Consider the following 19,343-nt stretch of genomic DNA (forward strand, 5'->3'; position numbering starts at 1 on the left):
ATAGATATTCACCATATTATTCGAAATTTAAAACCGTAATATTGGATTTAACAAATAAAAGGAGTTGAAATGATGACGACAGCGCTTACAGAAAGACAAATTGAAGTAATGAATAAAATGCAGGAGATTGCAGCGAATGTTCGTAAACGTGTAAAGGAAACAGAGGAAATTAGAAGAATACCAGAAGCCACAATGCAGGAATTGAAAGATTCTGGCTTAATGTATATTTTACGTCCCGAACGATACGGTGGTTTACAGGCAAATGTCGAAACTTACAGCCAGGTCATTATTGAACTATCGAAAGCATGTGCTTCAACTGGATGGATTGCTTCTCTTTGTGCAATTCGCGATATTATGGTGGCGGAATCATTCAGTGAAAAGGCCCACTTGGAAATTTTCTCTGACAACCCGGAGGATGTATTATTTGCAGGTGTATATGAACCAAGATCTTGTACTGTACGGAAAGTAGAAGGCGGTTACCTTGTTGAGGAAGGTCACTGGATGTTCTGTTCAGGTTCACTGCATGCGACATGGGGTTACTTCGGTATGTATACAAAAGATGAGAACGATAACATTTTAGAGCAGCTGTTAATGACAGTACCATTTGATGTACTGGAAATTGAAGACGACTGGCATACGTTAGGTCTTCGAGGAACGGGCAGTAATGCGGTGAAAATGAAAAATATTTTCGTACCGGAACACCGAGTTACATCATTTGTGAAAATTTTAGACGGAGATTTCCAATCACCGCATTTACGCGATATTCCATTATATAACTCTGCACTGTTCCCATGTTTAATTTTATCATTGGGCTTACCGGGTCTTGGTGTTGTGAAAGAGATGCTCGATAATTTCAAACAATCATTACCGTACCGTACTGCCCAGCATATGGGTGTGAAAATGATTAAAGATGCGGCGAGCACACATCAGTTATTAGCAACAGCTGAGTTAAAAGTAGAAACTGCTGAACTTTACTTTATGAATTTAGCAAAATCGATTGATGAGTGGGCAGCAAAAGGGGAGATTATGCCAAAAGATTTACGCCTGAAAGCTTTGGCGGATATTGGCTACGCAAATGAAATGCTGAATGACGCGGTTCAGGCAATTTTAAGAGCGAGCGGATCCGGCTTTGTATATGATGCGAGCCCGATGCAGCGTCTCCTTCGTGATTTCTTAACATTAAACTCCCACCGTTCATTGTCACCGGTTATTACAAGAGAAAACTATGGCAGACAATTAGCAGGTTTACAGCCAAATCAAATTCGTTATTAAGTAAATATTTACGGATTTTTCAGAAAAAACAAAAAAGTTTTCTTGTAGTTTGATAGTTGTCAATTAAAGTACAGTTACTTTTAAGTAAGGGGGCTAAGTGAATGAAACAAGCAATAGCAAAATTAGGGTATGTCGCATTACAGTCTTCGAATGTGGAAGCATCATTGCATTTTTTCCAAGATGTTATCGGCCTTGAGCTAACAGAACAGATTGGAGATACGTATTATTTACGGGCGTGGGGAGACTTCCAGCACCATACACTGTCCATTGCACCAGGTGAAGCAGGTCGGGTAACCCATATCGGTTTCCGTACAAAGCGCAAAGAGGATGTTGCTTTATTTGCGGATCAATTAGGCGGAAAAGGCTATGAAATTGAGCATATCGCTGCTTGGACAACACCGGGAATCGGTGAAGCAATCCGTTTTACAGCACCATCGGGTCATCGGCTGGAGCTTTACTATGATATTGAAAAACCGGTTGTGGAAGAAAGCCGTCGCTCTGTCCTGAAAAACCAAACGTATAAATCATACAACAAGGGCGCTTCTCCTCGACGTCTTGACCACGTTAATATTCATACGGATGCGGATTCAAGTATCACTTATAAATTCTTCACGGAAGAACTTGGTTTCCGGATCAATGAATGCGTTGAAACAGAAGAAGGGGATATTTTAGCCGGTTGGATGAGTGTAACACCATTGGTACATGATGTCGCTTTAGTATCGCATGAAAAACTTGAAACAACAGCGCGATTCCACCACATTTCTTACTGGCAAGACAACTCAGGCGATTTGCTGCGTGCAGCGGATATTTGCAAAGAGCACGGGCTGCAAATTATTGGACCTGGTAAACATAGCATTTCACAGGCAATTTACTTATATGTAATCGATCCTGGAAGCGGTTGCAGAGTGGAGCTGTTTACAGGCGGCTACTTAATTTTCGAGCCGGACTGGGAAACAGTTGTATGGCGTCCCGAAGAACGTGCATTTGGAAACACATACTGGGGGGACAGCATTACAGGCAATCCGCTTATTGTCCCAACAATTGATGCAACAGGTATTAAAGAAAAGAAAGCAGTTCCAGCATTAGAAGTATAGGAGGATGAAAAATGACAGTAGCAAATGAAGTGACAATCAAATCAGGTCACGTGAAAACAGGTAAATATACATCATTTGTCCATGAGGCAGGTTCAAAGACAAATGAAACGATTCTATTTTTACACGGTTCAGGTCCTGGTGTAACATCAATCGCCAACTGGAGTTATGCATTAAATGACTGTGGAAATGATTTTCACTGTTTAGCACCTGACCTATACGGCTTTGCGGATAGTGATCATCCGGATGAACCGCTAAAAAACCGTCAATTATGGATGGATTGCTGGGTTGAGCAATTAATTGAGCTGCTAGATTACTATGAAATCGAAAAAGCCCATGTAGTAGGGAACTCGTTAGGCTGTTCCATTGCGCTGGAACTGTTGCTTGAATATCCTGAACGTTTTGACCGCGTTGTATTAATGGGTCCGGGCGGCACACCTAATACGAAACTAAGCTTAGAATTGGCTCGCGCAAAATCATTCTATGACAATCCTTCTAAAAAACGCCTACAGCAAATTATGGGCTGGTTCGTTTACGACAAGGATGCGATGCAACCGGTTATTGACGGTTTAACAGATGCACGCTATGCCAATGCGATGCGTGAAGAAGTGAAGCGCTCAAATAACTCGATTTTCTCAACGGCAGCTGTACCGATTCCAGTCGTAGCATTGAACCGCATTAACCATGAGATTTTATTAATTCATGGTCAAAACGATAAAGTATGCTCAATCGAATCAAGCTATTATTTAGCAGAACATATTCCGAATGCACAATTGCATGTATTCCCTCAATGCGGTCACTGGACACAAATCGAGAAGAAAGAGTCGTTCAATTATTTAATTCAACAATTCTTCAACCGTAAAATTTAAGTCTTTCTGAGTGTTTTCCGCTGAATGATAATAAAGCGCTTACAAAATGAAGTGGAAGTGATTTGAAAATGTTAAATGAACAAGCAGATATCGTCATAGTAGGTGCCGGAAATGCCGCGTTATGCGCGGCCATTTCGGCAGCAGAACATGGCGCGAAAGTAACGGTACTGGAAATTTCCTCTGAAGAAGAAAAGGGTGGCAATACGACATACACGCACGGATCAATTCGCTTTGCTTTTAAAGATGGTGAAGAGGTTAGGCAATTGCTGCCGGATATGACGGATGAGGAATTTGCGATGACGGATTTCGGCAGCTATCCGAGTGAACAGTTTTTTGATGACGTATGCACAATGTCGAATTTTCGTACAGATTACGATTTAACATCGGTCATGACCGACAAGAGCTTTGAAACGATGCAATGGTTACTCAATCACAATATTAAATTCATCCCGATCTATGGTCGGCAGGCATATAAAATAGACGGAAAATTCAAATTTTGGGGCAACATGGTCATCGAAGCAGTCGGCGGCGGAAAAGGCTTAGTTGATGCGTTACATAATGAAGCCAATCGTTTAGGTATTACAATCCATTACAATACGGCGGCTGTTGATCTCGTCACGGAGCAGCGCAAAGTAAATGGGATTATCGTCCGTCATGCCGGTGAGGAACGCCAAATTGACTGTCAGGCGGTCGTGCTCGCAAGCGGCGGCTTCCATGCAAATGTGGAAATGCGAACAAAATATTTGGGACCTGGTTGGGATACGGTTCATACGCGCGGCTGTAAATATAACGTGGGAGACGGCTTACGCATGGCAATGCAGCTCGGGGCCCGTACTACAGGAAACTGGTCTGGTGCACACGCAGTTGGAGGCGACCGTTATTTGCCGGACTATAAGGAAGGCTTCCAGAAACTAAGCTATCCGTTCGGCATCCTCGTGAATAATGTAGGCAAGCGCTTTATAGATGAAGGCTCCGATTTCCGGAATTATACGTATGCCAAGCTGGGACGTGAAATATTAAAGCAGCCAGGGCAGTGTGCATGGCAAATTTTCGATGCAAAAACAAAACCTTTCCTGCGAGAAGAATACGAAGGGCGTCACGTTTCGAAAGTGTCCGCCCCTACGTTGGAGCAATTAGCCGAAAAGATGGACGGCATCAATAAAGATCATTTCCTGCAGGAAGTTCATGCATTTAATGCAGCAGTCAACCGTGATGCGGCATTCAACCCGAATATATTGGACGGCAAAGCAACAATTGGGTTGGACGTTCCGAAATCCAATTGGGCAAACCCGATTGAAAAAGGTCCTTTTGAAGCGTATGCCATCGGGTGCGGAATTACATTTACTTACGGTGGTTTGAAAATCTCGAAAAAAGCGGAAGTCATTCATAATGATTTCACAACAATAGATGGTTTGTATGCAGCGGGTGAAATTGTCGGTGGTTTGTATTACGACAATTATCCGGGTGGTGCGGGTTTAACTTCCGGTGCGGTATTTGGCCGCATTGCAGGTGAACAGGCCGCAAAATATAGCCGAAGAAAAATTACGATTTAAGGGAGGAAATTTTATGACAATTATAGAGCGCAAAGTAAAAACAGGCGATTACGAAACATTTATTATGGAGGGCGGCATCGGAAATAAAGATGCGGTTATTTTAATCCACGGATCTGGCCCTGGAGCAAATGGTAAAGCGAACTGGCAATTTGTCATCGATGAATATGCGGAAGATTTCCATGTAGTTGCCCTTGATCTATTCGGTTTCGGCAACACGGACCATCCGGAAGAATATCCGGAAAACGGTGTGCAATGGATGTCGGTACGCGTGAAGCAAGTACTCGATTTAATGGATGCGTTGAACATTGAAAAAGCAAATCTGATCGGGAACTCTTTAGGCGGCGTTGTAGCAACATATTTGAACATGGCTGCTCCAGAGCGCTTCAATAAAATTGTTCTGATGGGTGCAGGTGTCTCGTTGTCACAGCCAACACCGGAACTGTCAAAACTGGCAAACTTCCATTTAGACCCGACAAAAGAAAACTTGCGCAACTTACTGAGCTGGTTCGTCTATGACCTGGATCGTATGCAGGACTTTGTGGACCAAGTAGTAGAGGCGCGTTGGGAAGCATTCCAACGTCCGGAGATCCAACGTTCATACCGTGAAAACTTTACACGTTCAACAATGATAGAATTCCAAATTCCGCAAACGGCACTGGAGCGTATGCAAAATGAATTTTTATTAATCCATGGTTACCACGATCGTTTCGTGCCAGTACAAAGCAGCCTTTATGCGCTGGAACATTTACCAAATGCAGAGTTGCACATCTTAAAAAGATGTGGTCACTGGGCAATGATCGAACAGCGTGAAGAATTTTTACACGCGACAAAGCACTTTTTCACAAAGGATAAAAAAGAAGTACATTCTTAAACATAATAGGGGGCTATATCATGGGAGAAACAGTAGTAAGTACATTATCTGTAAGCGAAATGCTTGTTGAGAACGCTCGCCAGCTCATTCCAAAATTACGTGAAGCAACATTGGAAATCGATAAAAACAGCCAAATTCCAGATGAAATCATTCAGGAAATGCGTGAAAAAGGATTATTGAAGGTTTTACGACCAAAAATCTTCGGTGGACATGAAACAAGCATGCAAAATTACTTTGATGTCGTAACTGAAATCAGCCGCGGAAATCCGTCTGCCGGATGGTTCACAGCGTTAAGCAATATTCGCGATTACATGATTTCCTATGTATATGGCGAAAAAGCGCTAGCAGAAATTTTTGGACCAAACCGCGATAATGATGTGATTTTAGCAGGGAACTTTAAACCGATCCGTATCGATATTGAAAAAGTTGACGGGGGTTACTTCATTAAAGACGCACAGTGGCCGTTCGTATCGGGTGCTCCGTATGCTGACTGGTTCTACTGTGGCGCACCGGTTGACGATGGCAATGGTGGAATTGAAATGGCGATTTTAATCGTGCCTCGTGAAGATGTAACAGTTTTGGATGACTGGGATGTAGTCGGATTAAAAGGGTCAGGCAGTAACAGTATTGTCATTAAGGAAGTGTTTGTCCCGGATCACCGCATTTCATTAGACCGCTTAGCACAGCAGCGTCATTATATGATCGATGAATTAAAGGACAATCCGTTATACCGCACACCATTCGTACCGTCACTGACATTATCGATTGCAGCGCCGGTATTAGGTACTGCTCTTGGCGGATTCGATGTCCATATGGAACGAGTGAATAAAGCCGGAATCGGCAATACATTCTACAACAAAATGTCGGATGCACCACTAACGCATTTACAGATCGCAGAAATCGATATGAAATTGGAATGTGCAAGGTCATTATTCGAAAATGCGATTGAAATTTTAGATGAATATTCAACGAGCGGCAAAGAATTTACGCAAAAAGTGAGTATTCGCATTAAGGCTCAATACGGCTATGCCAACCAATTATGTAAGGAAGCCTATGATTTGATGCTGGCAGGAGCAGGTTCGGTATTTGCTTACAATAATAACGTATTCCAGGCATTTTACCGCGACTTTATTACGATGCATTTACATGCATTCATTACACCGTCAAGCTTGCTTGAAACACATGGACGTTTAATGGTGGATCTAGAGCCAAACACATATTTCGCATAGATAAATAATCAAAAAGGGGAATGCACTATGACAAATCCGGAAATTTCAAAACTTGGCCACTTTGGTTTAGTTAGTACAGATTTAGAAAAATCACTTTGGTTTTTTAAAGAAGTAATTGGACTTGAAGAAACAGAAGAAGCAGACGGTGTTCACTATTTACGTGCATGGGGTGACTTCGAGCACCATACATTAACACTTCGCGCTGGTGAAGAGTCTCGCCTTGATCATATTGCATGGCGTACAAAGCGTCCGGAAGATGTAGATGCTTTTGCGGAAAACCTGCAAAAAGAAGGAATCGAAATCAACTGGGTAGAGGAAGGCACGGAAAAAGGCCAAGGAAAAGCATTCCGCTTCCAGCTGCCTAGTAAACATACATTCGAAATTTATTTTGATATGGAAAAAACATTGGCTGCACCGGAAACACGCTCTGTATTAAAAAATCAGACGCATAAATCATGGAATAGAGGTGTATCGCCGCGCCGTATTGACCATGTGAATCTATTAAGCTCTATCCCTGCAAATGAATTTTCAGATTTTATGATACAACATTTAGGCTTTAACTTACGTGAATATGTGGAAGCACCGGACGGCAGCTATTTAGGCGCATGGTTAAGTGTAACACCACTCGTACACGACATCGCATTCAGCTTTGATCCGCATTCCGCTTCTACACATGAAGTACACCATATTTCATACTGGTTGGATAATGCACAGGATTTATTGCGCGCAGCGGATATTTTAAAGGAAAACGGTATTGAGTTTAAAGGTCCAGGAAAACACGGTATTTCACAGGCAATGTACATTTATGCAATTGACCCTGGCAGTGGCGTACGTCTGGAAATCTTCACAAACGGTTACTTAATTTTCGAGCCGGATTGGGAGCCAATTCGTTGGACACTAGATGAGATGAGCTTAGGTTTCACTTATTGGGGCGATCAAATGGACAATAACCCTGAAAATAACCCGACAATTAAAGCGTAACAATGTTTCGCGGTATAGCGGATAGTTTACGAAGTGAAAATATAATCTGCAAAGAGGAGGCTTCATTATGATGGATGATCGTTTATTTAGAAATGCGATGGGTAAGTTTGCGACAGGTGTTACCGTCATTACAACAGAGCACGATAAACAAGAGCATGGGATGACAGCGAATGCATTCATGTCTGTTTCTTTAGAGCCGAAGCTAGTTGTGATTTCAATCGGTGAAAAAGCGCGCTGCCTGCCAAAAATTAAAGAGAGCGGCATCTTCGGTGTCAATATTTTAGCTGAAGATCAACAAGATTATTCAATGGTTTTTGCCGGTCAAAAGAAAGATGAAGTAGTAGAGGTAACTTTCGAGCGTTTAGCAGGTGTACCGGTTTTACAAGGTGCCATTGCACAGATCAGCTGTGATGTTGTATCGGAGTACGTTGAAGGCGATCACACATTGTTCATCGGCAAAGTACGGGATATTAAGCTGGATGATTCGAAAGAGCCGTTACTATTCTATGCGGGCAAATACCGTTCATTAGAAACAATTACTGTATAACAGGGGGATTCAAATTGGATATTCAACAAGCTGCTAATGCATTATTAACTGCTGAACGTTCGAAACAGCCAATTGAACCTTTTACGTCGTCAACTGATATTTCAGTTGACGACGCTTATCATATTCAGCTGTTACAAATTAAAGAGAAATTGAAGGAAGCTGAACTGGTAGGCATGAAGGTTGGATTGACGAGCGAAGTCATGCAAAAGATGTTCAATGTAGACACGCCTGATTTCGGGCACATTTTGAGCACGATGGTTTATGAAAATAACAGTACAATTTCGAAATCGCAGTTTATTCAACCGAAAGTAGAATTCGAAATTGCTTTTTTATTAAAAGAAGATTTAAAGGGCCCGAATGTGACAGTCGAACAAGTATTACAGGCAACAAAAGCGATTGCACCGGCAATTGAAATTATCGATAGTCGCATTATGGACTGGAAATTTAAATTTGAGGATACGGTTGCAGATAACGGTTCATCTGCCGGCGCAATTATTGGTACACCATCTGATTTACCATCTTTTGAAGAACTCGCGAACATTCCGATTGTCGTGAAGAAAAATGGTGAAGTGATCGATCAAGGTGTAAGCAATGCGGTAATGGGGAACCCGGCGAAAGCGATTGCCTGGCTTGCCAATATGTTGAGTGAATATGATATTTCACTGAAAGCGGGTCAATTCATTTTAGCGGGTGCGATTACAGCGGCAGTATTTTTCGATGCAAATGACGAGTTTGAAATTGATTTCGGTAATTATGGACAGTTGAAAGTACAGTTTACAGATTGAGGATTGAGGTGAGCAAATTGACGAAGTTAAAAGTAGGTATCATCGGTTCAGGGAATATCGGGACGGATTTAATGTATAAAATTGAGCGTTGTGATGCACTGGAGATGGCGGTCATGGTAGGTATTGATCCGCAGTCGGAAGGTTTGGCACGTGCACGTGACCGTGGCTATATTGCAATCGAAAATGGTATTGAAGGGTTTAAATCACAGTTAGATCAAGTAGATATCGTTTTTGATGCGACGAGTGCCTATGCTCACAGAGAGAATTACGAGGTTATTAAAGCTGCAGGTAAAAAGATGATTGATTTAACACCGGCAGCAATCGGGCCGTTCACTGTCCCGCCGGTGAATTTAAGTGAGCATTTTGAAAAAGACAATGTCAACATGGTAACTTGCGGTGGACAGGCGACGATTCCGATTGTGGCAGCAATCTCACGTGTTGTACGTGTTGACTATGCAGAAATCGTTGCAACGGTTGCAAGTAAAAGTGCGGGCCCAGGTACACGGGCGAATATTGATGAATTTACACGGACAACTGCAAATGCAATTGAAGTAGTCGGCGGTGCGAAAAAAGGGAAAGCAATTATCATTTTAAACCCGGCAGAACCGCCTATTATGATGCGTGATACAGTGCATGCGCTCGTAGCGGAGACAGGGAAAGAAGATGAAATTCGCGCTTCTATTAAAGAGATGATTGAGGAAGTAAAAACATACGTCCCGGGTTACCGTCTATGTGGTGAACCGATTTTTGAAGGTAATAAAGTATCAGTTTTATTAGAAGTGGAAGGGATTGGCGATTTCTTCCCGCCTTATTCAGGAAATTTGGACATAATGACGGCAGCTGCTGCACGTGTAGCAAATGAATTAGCCAAAAATCTAATAGCGCAAGGAGCGGTTGTGCGATGAGAGACATTCATATTTTAGACGTATCGTTACGAGACGGCAGTCACTCCATGAAGCATCAATATTCCGAGCAACAAGTACGTGACATTGCGAGAGGATTAAATCAGGCGGGTGTTGAGTATTTTGAAGTTGCACATGGTGATGGCTTAGGCGGATCGAGCTTGCAGTACGGTCTGTCTGCTGTGGACGAGCTGAAGTTAATCGAAGCCGCAGCCGCTGAATGTACCGATTCAAAAGTAGCTGTCTTACTTATTCCCGGCATCGGAATTAAGGATGATTTAAAAAATGCCGTGAATGCAGGCGCAAAAATGGCACGTGTTGCAACACATGTGACAGAAGCTGATATTTCAGCACAGCATATCGCCTATAGCCGTGAATTGGGACTGAAAACTGCCGGATTTTTGATGATGGCACATATGGCTCCGACAAGCGTCATTGTCGAGCAGGCTAAATTATTTGAAAGCTACGGTGCAGAAATCGTGTATGTGACGGATTCTGCAGGTTACCTTTTACCAGATCAAGTGACGGAACGCATTCGGGCATTAAAAGAAAATATCAGCTGTGAAATCGGATTCCATGCACATAATAATATGTCACTGGCGATGGCGAACTCTTTAGCGGCAATTGAAGCGGGCGCTACTTATATTGACGGCTCATTACGTGCATTAGGGGCAGGCAGCGGCAATACGCAAACCGAAGTATTAGTTGCGGTATTACAACGGATGGGCATTCAAACAGGTGTTGATCTGTACAATATTATCGATGTCGCAAATGACATAGTCGCACCTATTTTACCGCGTCCTCAGGAAATTTCAGGTTCGAGCTTAATTATGGGTTATGCAGGGGTGTATTCTAGCTTCTTACTCCATACAGAAAAAGCTTCCAAACAATTCGGTGTTGATGAGCGAGATATTTTAGTTGAGCTGGGACGCCGTAAAACAGTCGGCGGACAGGAAGATTTAATTTACGAAGTGGCACAGAGTCTGCGGAAATAATGAAACCATCAGAATAGGAGAACTAAATGCTGAAAAATAAATATTCTATGTTACTTGGTGTACTTTGCTTATTGATGCTTGTTTTGGTGGCATGTTCAAATGACGAGGACAACTTAAATGGTGAGGGTGAAAATACAGTTTCAACTGTAGCTAAAGCCGAAGATACAAATGGCGAAGTACAAGAAGTGAAGGCGAAGTTAGCGCATTTTTATTCACCTGATATTTTCACATATGAAGGTTACGAGTTATTTTCTGACTTAGTATCTAAAAAAAGTGATGGTAAAATTCAAATTACAATTTTCCCGGCTGGTCAGTTATATAATGATGCAACTCTACCTAACGCCATTTCAAGTGGTCAAGTTGAGCTAGGTGCAACAGTTGCTGAAACATGGGCATCTAACATCGCGGCATTGGAATTTAACACATTACCAATTTACAAAGATACAGAGCATTTTCGAAAAGCTTTAAATGGTGGAATTCGCGAAATTGTTAGTGATCAATTAGCGACAATTAATGTAAAGCCACTAATTTGGACATACTTCGATTTTTCATATTTCGCATCTATTAAGGATCCCTTAGTAAGTCCTGAAGATTTTGTTGACAAAAAAATCCGTACAACAGGTCCTTTAATGGCAAAGTTTGTTGAGCTCTCTGGAGGAACACCTGTATCAGTACCTGCTGTTGATGTACCACAAGCATTACAACGCGGTACAGTTGATGCTTCAGTTTCAGGCGTTACTGGTTTCCAATCTTGGAAGTACTTTGACTACACAGAGTATTATAGCGGACCGTTCAATCCAGGTTTGGTATTACTAAACGCAAATACTAAATGGTGGGATTCTTTAAATGAAGCAACTCAAAATGTGATTTTAGAAGCAGCAAAAGAAACGGAAGATTTTTTAATCGAAAGTCACGACAAAGTAACAGTTGAAGCTAAAACATTCCTTGCCGAGCAAGGAATGAAATATGAAGAAGTAAATCTCGAGCAATTTTCAGACGCAATTGATGCTTTAAAAGAGCAATATTTAAACAATGCAGGAGAAGCAGGGCAACAGATCGTGGACATAGTCGAAGCAAGCCGATAATTATAAATGCTACCTTACAAAAATAAGGTAGCATTTTATTCATCTTAGAAATTCGTTTGGAGGTATATGATGAAAAAAGTAATAAAAGTAATCGACTCAATAATCGATTTTTCTGCTGTTTTAGCAAGTTTGTTTATTTTCTGTATTTGTTTCATAGTGACGTGGGGAATAATTGCACGGGAATTACATCTGAAAATATATTGGGTTGAACCATTGTCAATCTATATGTTTATAGCTGCTGCTTTTTTGACTATTCCTTATACAATGAAAATGAATGAACATATTCGGGTAGACATTTTACAGAGTAAATTATCACCAAAAGCAGCAAAAGTTTTAGATACGATACTGATGACATTTTCTTTAGTACTGTTCCTATACATTACGAAAGTTACTTACGATATGTTTTGGTCTTCTTGGACGATGAAAACAAAGGATTTATCTATTATCCAAGTACCTATATGGATTCCCCAATTATTCGTTGTAATTGGTTGGTCTGTTTTTGTGCTATCAATTTTCCGTTATATTTTAGCTATTTGGTTTGAAGAAAAGAAATCTGAATCCAAAGAGATAATAGGTGAATAAATGGAATATTTAATTATTATTTTATGCTTCCTAATATTATTACTTTTAGGTCTACCTGTCGCATTTACACTGATTACAGTGGGAGCAGCCATTCTCTTTATAAATATGGGTGGGGAAGTCGCTTCTATTCAGGTGCCACAAGTAATATACAACGCGCTCAACAGTAGTTTACTTGTAGCGATTCCGTCATTTATTTTAGCAGGGCAGATTATTATAAGAAGCGGTATTGGTAGCTTGGCATTTAAGGCAGCAGATAAATGGTTTGGTCATTTACCAGGGGGCCTTGCAATTGCGACCATTATTTGTTGCGCATTTTTCTCTTCATTGTCAGGTTCAAGTTTAGCTACGCTTTTAACATTCGGTTATTTAGCTTCCGAGGAAATGATACGAATTGGGTATCCGAAAAAATTTGCTTACGGATTATTAGCTGGGACAGGGACATTAGGGATTTTAATTCCACCTAGTACACCGATGATCTTATATAGTGCTATGACATCTCAATCAGCGAGTGATTTATTTATTGGAGCAACTTTTCCATCATTAATTATTGTTGTCCTATTTTTGGCCTATGTTATGTTTTACGCAAGAAAGTTACCAAGAAAAGAAAAAGCACCTATGTCAGAACGTATTCGGTCTTTAAGAGAAATTGTATGGATTTTTTTAATTCCTTTAGTTATTGTTGGCGGTATTTATTCAGGAATTTTCACTGTAACTGAGTCAGCTGGTATATCTTGTGTAGTTAGTATTTTTTTAGCGGTATTCGTTTACCGTACCGTTAAATGGAAAGAGCTTATTGATGTATTAAAAGCAGCAGCAACAAATACAGGAATGATCTGTTTGATTTTGGGTGGGGCAATGTTATTTGGCTTTTCAATTACTCTTATTGAACTTCCGCAGATGATTCAAACGTTCTTTGAAGATATCAATTTAAATAAATGGGCATTTTTAGCTGTTCTAAGTTTACTTTTAATTGTACTAGGTATGTTTATGGAGGTTGTATCAATTTTAATGATTGTTACACCGATTATGTATCCAATTATGTTAAGCTACGGATTCGATTTAGTATGGTTTGGTATTTATTTAGTTATTTTATTAGAGGTAGCAGTTATTACACCTCCAGTAGGTATGAACCTCTTTATAATGATGCAAGTATCTGAAAAACATGGAAATAAATTTGACATTATCCAAATGTCAAAAGCAGCACTACCTTACGTAGTCTTAATGGCGATTTTGGTTGTAATTATTATTTTATTCCCAAGTCTGGTTACATGGTTGCCAAATATTATTGAAACGTAATAATTTAATATAAATCAAAAGGACTTAAACAATTTTTGAAGAGAGAAATATTTAAATATATATAGATAGAGAAGGTGAGCGCATGAAGGTTTGTGGGAAATACCGCGCAAAATTTGCAGACGGTCCAATCTGGCATCAGGCATACGGTGTGATTTGGCTTGATATTGCGAATAAAAAAATCATCACATTCAATCCGGAAACGGAAAAAGAAGATGTGTATGATGCAATGGGTTGGATTCAATCGATCATCCCGACTACAGATGGTCAGTTTATTGGAGTTTATAAAGACGGCCTCTATTTTATCAATTTTAAATTAGGTCTGAAAAAACCATTTGTTTTGCCGCCCGATCTGTCTGAAATACATTTTTTAAATGACTCTAAATGTGGACCGGATGGACGACTATGGGTAGGCTCTACAGATGGTTTTTTTAAGAAATTTAAAGAAACACCGCAAACTGCATTTTCCAATTATCCATTCGAAAATGCAAAGTTAATGTCCATTGATGCAGAAGGCAAAATTCAGACACATTTATCAAAAGTAGCGATATCAAATGGTTTGGAGTGGGATCGCAAAACAAATAAATTTTATCATATCGATTCGTCGAAACATGCAATCTTTCAATATGAATTATCAGAAAACGGACAGCTGCTATTTGAAAAGATTGTTTATACTTTCAAAATGGACGAAGGGTATCCTGCGGGCATGACGATCGATAGTGAAGGCAATTTATATGTAACTTTATTTAAAAGCGGTCTTATGGCAAAAACGAGTAAGGAACAAACCCGTGTTGTATGTATTAGTCCACAGGAACAGCAGATTAAAGAAGAATTCATCATCCCTGTTTCCCATGTCACTTCCTGCACAATCGGCGGAAAAAATTTGAATCACTTATATGTGACAACAGCCTATGAAGCATTGCCGGAAGCGCGAGTTAAAGAGGAACCGCTAGCAGGCTATTTACTGCAGTTTCCGATAAAAACGACAGGTGTATTACCGTATGAGTTTATGCTGGCGAACAGCGGTAGTGATTCTTGAAATTCAGTAATTTTTTACTAAAAGTTAGATTTTTCTGAATAAAAGTTTCCTAGATATCAAAAAGTACATTTTGTAACATTGAAAACAATAACAACCTTAAACAGGTTACTCATATCCATCATTTTGAGGGGGAATTGCAGTGGCACCAGAAATCGCTAAATTAGGACATGTTGCTTTAGTGTCAACAGATTTGGAAAAGTCATTAGTTTTCTTTAAAGAGGTTATTGGATTGGAAGAAACAACTGAAATTGATGGTGTTCACTATCTACGTGCCTACAGTGATTTCCAGCACCATACATTGAGTATTGAAGCCGGTGAAAGTGCTCACGTCAAACATATCGGCTGGCGTACAAAAACAGCTGAATGTGTTCAAGGCTTCAAAGAACTTTTAGACGAGCAAGGAATAGACGTTCAGGAATATCCAAAAGGCACAACACCAGGCATCGGTAATTCGATCCGTTTTCAATTACCTAGCGGCCATACATTTGAACTCTATTATGACGTCGAAAAATCAAAAGCTGGATCGGATAATGCCTCGATTCTGAAAAACCAAATATATAAATCTTGGAACAAAGGTATTTCACCACGGCGATTTGATCATGTAAATATTCATACGACGACAGATGTAGATGAATCCTATGCATTTTTAACAGAAGTGCTCGGCTTCAATATGCGTGAATATTTACGTGGCGATGACGGCATTTTGGCAGGGTGGATGAGTGTGACACCCCTTGTACATGATGTGGCGATGATAAAAAAGGAAACGCTTCCAACACCGGCCCGTCTCCACCATATCTCGTACTGGCTGGATGATACACAGGATATTATACGTGCTGCAGATATTTTAAAAGAAAACAATCTGCCATTTATCGGTCCAGGGAAACACGGTGTATCTCAGGCAATCTATTTATATGTAATGGATCCTGGAAGTGGTTGCCGTGTGGAATTATTCTCGGGTGGTTACCTGATTTTCGAACCAGATTGGGAACCGGTTGAATGGACATTGGAAGAACGTGCCTTAAGTAATACATATTGGGGCGACAGTGTACAGGATAAAGAATTAAATAATATTACGATTGAAGCAAGGTAAGGACTTAAGGAAACCTCTAAATTACGCCATTTTAGAAAGGTAGTGAAGAAGCATGAAAACAATTATCGTAAATGAAAAAAATCTACCGATTGTCCAGCAAAATAGCGAACCGGCAGTAATGGCATTAGGATTTTTTGATGGTGTGCATAAAGGCCATCAGCAAGTGATTTTAGCAGCCAGAAAAAAAGCCCGGAAAAAAGGCTTGAAATTGGCTGTGATGAGTTTTTTCCCCCATCCGAAAACGGTCTTTTCAAATGAAGAAGTAGACTATTTAATGCCGATGGAGAAAAAGGCCGAACGCTTTCAGTCATTAGGTGTCGATTTGTTCTATATTGTGGATTTTACGAAATCGTTTGCTGCTCTTCAGCCGAAGCAATTTGTACAGCAATATTTAGTGGGGCTTCAAGTGCAGTATGCTGTAGCAGGTTTTGATTATACGTACGGAGCTAAAGGAGCCGGTACGATTGCGACGATCCAGTCAGACAGCGACTGCAAAATAAAAGTTGATGTTGTAAAGCGTTTTGCCATTTCAGGTGAAAAGGTGAGCTCGACATGCATTCGTGAAAAGCTGAAACGGGGCTATGTCGAGGAAGTAACAGCGTTATTAGGAAAGCCGTATAGCGTCCAATACTCGATGAAACACGGTTTGCAAGACTACTATACACTTCCTCAATGCGGAGAATACTATGTCACGATTTTAGCCGGCAAGCGCGCGATCTCGCAGAAAGTTTATATAAAGAATTCACAGGACATTATTTTTTACCATGATTTAAATATTGAAGATTGTTCGATTTATTTCCATCAACGCGCAACCCAAAAATACCAAGAAATTAGTTGAGAGGCTGGTTAAACTTGAAAAAAACAGAGATGTTTCAACAGTTATTAGCAGGTAAAGACACATTTATATTGCCGGGCGCCTTTGATGCAATGACTGCCCGCATTATTGAAGAAACGGGATTTAAGGCCATTTATGCGACAGGTGCCGGTATTTCAAATGCACAGCTTGGCTGGGCGGATGTCGGACTGACGACTTTAACGGAAATTGCCCAAGTCGTTTCCTGGATGAGTGAAGTGACAACGATCCCGATTGTTGTTGATGCCGATACAGGTTTTGGTAATGCCATCAATATGCAGCGAACGGTAAAGGTACTGGAAAAAGCGGGTGCGGCTGCTTTGCAAATTGAAGACCAAGTAATGCCGAAAAAATGCGGTCATTTCAACGGTAAAGAAGTGATTTCACAAGATGAAATGGTCGGGAAAATTAAAGCTGCTCTTGATGCACGTACCGATGATCAGTTAGCGATCATTGCCCGTACAGATGCATTAGGTGTCCTTGGTTTCGATGAGGCGATTGAACGAGCAAATGCTTATAAAGAGGCAGGTGCACATGCAATTTTTGTGGAAGCGCCAACTAATTATGAGCAATTGTCGCGTATTACAAAAGAGGTACCAGGAATCCCGCATATTATCAACCTTGTGGAAGGTGGTAAAACGCCTTTAGTATCGCGTCAAGAAGCGCAAAATTTAGGCTTCCAGATTATGCTATGTGCAAATTCGGCTTTACGCGGTGCGATCAAAGGTGCTACGGATGCCATGCAGATTTTAATGCGTGATGAAAGCCAGGAAAACATTCATGATGTCATTTGTACATGGGAACAGCGCCAGGAATTATTTAAGTTAAAAGAAATTCAACAACTGGAAAAACAATATTCTTAATATTCGGAAAGATGGTGTGGATATGAGCGGAGTGGACTATGATTTAGTCATTGTTGGTTGTGGTGCAGCAGGAACAGCGTCTGCATTAGCTGCAGCTGAACGAGCGAAGGAAGAAAATGAAAATTTAACGATTGCCATTTTAGAGCGTGCACCTTTTGAACAGCGCGGTGGAAATACACGCTGGACGGCTGCTTATATGCGTATGGAAAATATCGATAAGCCGGCAGATGGTCTTGTTGAGGATATGGTCTCATTTTCAGATTCATTCATGGATCGTGCCTATGCCGAAACATTACGTGATGAAGCAGGAGAAACATTACGTTGGGTGGAGTCGAAAGGTGTTGAATTTGACTATTTGCCGACGATGTTTTTGACAGCATCAAGACCCCGCCTGTTACCAATTGGCGGAGGACGCGCGATTATTGATGCACTCACTTTACGCGCACGTGCATTAGGGGTAGAAATCATTTATGAAACAACAGCATGGGATTTAACGCTCGGTGATGAAGGAGCGATCAATGGCATTAAAGTACGTATGGCTGACGGATCATCAATCGTTCTGAAAACAAATGCGGTCATTTTAGGTGCGGGTGGTTTCCAAGGAAATAAGGAAATGATGGCACAGTATATCGGCAGGGATGCACATAAAATTCCCCCTGTATCTGAAGGTGGCCTGTTTAACAAAGGCGAGGCAATTCGTATGGCACTAAAAATCGGGGCTGCCGGAAAAGGGCAGTTTGATGCTTTCCATGCCGAAACAGTTGACCCTCGTAGTAAACGTGAAGAAGCGGGCGTTATGTTGTTCCCGTATGCCATCCTCGTGAATAAACAGGGAAAACGCTTTACGGATGAAGGGGTTACGACTATTGATGAGCAGTATGAGGAAGTGGCACGTAAAATCTTTTACGAATGTGAAGACCATATCGCCTACATGATTACCGATCAGAAGATGTATAACATCCCAAATTATGAAGAGGCACTGCAAACTGATATCCCGGCAATCGTTGGAGAAACGATTGAAGATATCGCAAATCAAATCGGTGTGAATGCAGAAAACTTAAAGCACACAATCGATGAATTTAATGCAGCATGTCCGACAGGTGAATTTATTTATAACCGGGTCGATGGCCTTGCCACAACTGATTTGGAATTAAATAAATCGAACTGGTCCATCCCGATTAACGAAGGTCCGTTTATAGCGTATCCGATTATTTGCTGCAACGTATTTACAAATGGCGGATTAGCGACAGATTTAAATGGACGTGTCGTAACAGGTGATGAAGTAGCGATTCCGGGCCTTTATGCTGTAGGCGAAACTTCAGGTGTGTATTACGGCAAATATCCGGGCGGTACATCGGTGCTGCGCTGTTTAGTATTCGGTCGCCGTGCAGGGCATGATGCGGTGCGTTATATTGCGGAAAAGGAAAAGTCTTATCAATAGGA

General features: G+C 41.0%; 19 protein-coding genes. All 19 read left to right on the top strand.

Annotation, left to right across the window (positions count from 1 at the left end):
- Nucleotides 1-72 precede the first annotated feature (72 nt).
- The 19 genes from M3166_RS13915 (at nt 73) to M3166_RS14005 (ending at nt 19,341) form a co-directional block, all read left to right on the top strand.
- Nucleotides 73-1,272 (top strand): acyl-CoA dehydrogenase family protein, encoded by a 1,200-nt coding sequence (locus tag M3166_RS13915; RefSeq protein ID WP_251690473.1) that lies wholly within the window; start codon nt 73-75, stop codon nt 1,270-1,272.
- A gap of 101 nt (nt 1,273-1,373) precedes the next feature.
- Nucleotides 1,374-2,366, top strand: coding sequence for a VOC family protein (locus tag M3166_RS13920; RefSeq protein ID WP_251690474.1), 993 nt, complete (start codon nt 1,374-1,376; stop codon nt 2,364-2,366).
- An 11-nt stretch (nt 2,367-2,377) separates the two neighbouring features.
- On the top strand, nt 2,378-3,232 hold the full coding sequence (locus tag M3166_RS13925) for an alpha/beta fold hydrolase (protein WP_251690475.1): 855 nt from the start codon (nt 2,378-2,380) through the stop codon (nt 3,230-3,232).
- A 68-nt stretch (nt 3,233-3,300) separates the two neighbouring features.
- Nucleotides 3,301-4,785, top strand: a complete 1,485-nt coding sequence (gene tcuA, locus M3166_RS13930) for an FAD-dependent tricarballylate dehydrogenase TcuA (RefSeq protein WP_251690476.1) — start codon at nt 3,301-3,303, stop codon at nt 4,783-4,785.
- A gap of 13 nt (nt 4,786-4,798) precedes the next feature.
- Complete coding sequence (locus M3166_RS13935) at nt 4,799-5,656, top strand: alpha/beta fold hydrolase (RefSeq protein WP_251690477.1); 858 nt, start codon at nt 4,799-4,801, stop codon at nt 5,654-5,656.
- A 20-nt stretch (nt 5,657-5,676) separates the two neighbouring features.
- Complete coding sequence (locus tag M3166_RS13940; RefSeq protein WP_251690478.1) at nt 5,677-6,885, top strand: acyl-CoA dehydrogenase family protein; 1,209 nt, start codon at nt 5,677-5,679, stop codon at nt 6,883-6,885.
- 27 nt (nt 6,886-6,912) lie between these two features.
- Nucleotides 6,913-7,866, top strand: a complete 954-nt coding sequence (locus M3166_RS13945) for a VOC family protein (RefSeq protein ID WP_251690479.1) — start codon at nt 6,913-6,915, stop codon at nt 7,864-7,866.
- A gap of 70 nt (nt 7,867-7,936) precedes the next feature.
- On the top strand, nt 7,937-8,413 hold the full coding sequence (locus M3166_RS13950) for a flavin reductase family protein (RefSeq protein ID WP_179946262.1): 477 nt from the start codon (nt 7,937-7,939) through the stop codon (nt 8,411-8,413).
- Nucleotides 8,414-8,427: 14 nt separating this feature from the next.
- On the top strand, nt 8,428-9,198 hold the full coding sequence (locus M3166_RS13955; protein WP_251690480.1) for a 2-keto-4-pentenoate hydratase: 771 nt from the start codon (nt 8,428-8,430) through the stop codon (nt 9,196-9,198).
- 17 nt (nt 9,199-9,215) lie between these two features.
- Nucleotides 9,216-10,103, top strand: a complete 888-nt coding sequence (locus tag M3166_RS13960) for an acetaldehyde dehydrogenase (acetylating) (RefSeq protein WP_251690481.1) — start codon at nt 9,216-9,218, stop codon at nt 10,101-10,103.
- The gene (dmpG, locus tag M3166_RS13965; RefSeq protein WP_251690482.1) at nt 10,100-11,095 is read left to right on the top strand and encodes a 4-hydroxy-2-oxovalerate aldolase; all 996 of its coding nucleotides are present in this window, start codon (nt 10,100-10,102) and stop codon (nt 11,093-11,095) included. Before M3166_RS13960 ends, dmpG begins: the two co-directional genes overlap by 4 nt.
- A gap of 26 nt (nt 11,096-11,121) precedes the next feature.
- Entirely contained in the window at nt 11,122-12,180 is a 1,059-nt protein-coding gene (locus M3166_RS13970) for a TRAP transporter substrate-binding protein (protein WP_251690483.1), read from the top strand.
- A gap of 69 nt (nt 12,181-12,249) precedes the next feature.
- Nucleotides 12,250-12,762, top strand: coding sequence for a TRAP transporter small permease (locus tag M3166_RS13975; RefSeq protein WP_251690484.1), 513 nt, complete (start codon nt 12,250-12,252; stop codon nt 12,760-12,762).
- Nucleotides 12,763-14,058, top strand: a complete 1,296-nt coding sequence (locus tag M3166_RS13980; protein WP_251690485.1) for a TRAP transporter large permease — start codon at nt 12,763-12,765, stop codon at nt 14,056-14,058.
- A gap of 82 nt (nt 14,059-14,140) precedes the next feature.
- Nucleotides 14,141-15,094, top strand: coding sequence for an SMP-30/gluconolactonase/LRE family protein (locus M3166_RS13985; RefSeq protein ID WP_251690486.1), 954 nt, complete (start codon nt 14,141-14,143; stop codon nt 15,092-15,094).
- A gap of 139 nt (nt 15,095-15,233) precedes the next feature.
- The gene (locus M3166_RS13990) at nt 15,234-16,184 is read left to right on the top strand and encodes a VOC family protein (protein WP_251690487.1); all 951 of its coding nucleotides are present in this window, start codon (nt 15,234-15,236) and stop codon (nt 16,182-16,184) included.
- A gap of 52 nt (nt 16,185-16,236) precedes the next feature.
- Nucleotides 16,237-17,022: an FAD synthetase family protein gene (locus M3166_RS13995; RefSeq protein ID WP_251690488.1), complete on the top strand. Its 786-nt coding sequence runs from the start codon at nt 16,237-16,239 to the stop codon at nt 17,020-17,022.
- A 14-nt stretch (nt 17,023-17,036) separates the two neighbouring features.
- Nucleotides 17,037-17,900: an isocitrate lyase/PEP mutase family protein gene (locus tag M3166_RS14000; protein WP_251690489.1), complete on the top strand. Its 864-nt coding sequence runs from the start codon at nt 17,037-17,039 to the stop codon at nt 17,898-17,900.
- 22 nt (nt 17,901-17,922) lie between these two features.
- Nucleotides 17,923-19,341, top strand: a complete 1,419-nt coding sequence (locus M3166_RS14005) for an FAD-dependent oxidoreductase (protein WP_251690490.1) — start codon at nt 17,923-17,925, stop codon at nt 19,339-19,341.
- Nucleotides 19,342-19,343 lie beyond the last annotated feature (2 nt).

Origin of the sequence: Solibacillus isronensis (genome assembly GCF_023715405.1) — a bacterium.
GTDB lineage: Bacteria > Bacillota > Bacilli > Bacillales_A > Planococcaceae > Solibacillus > Solibacillus isronensis_B.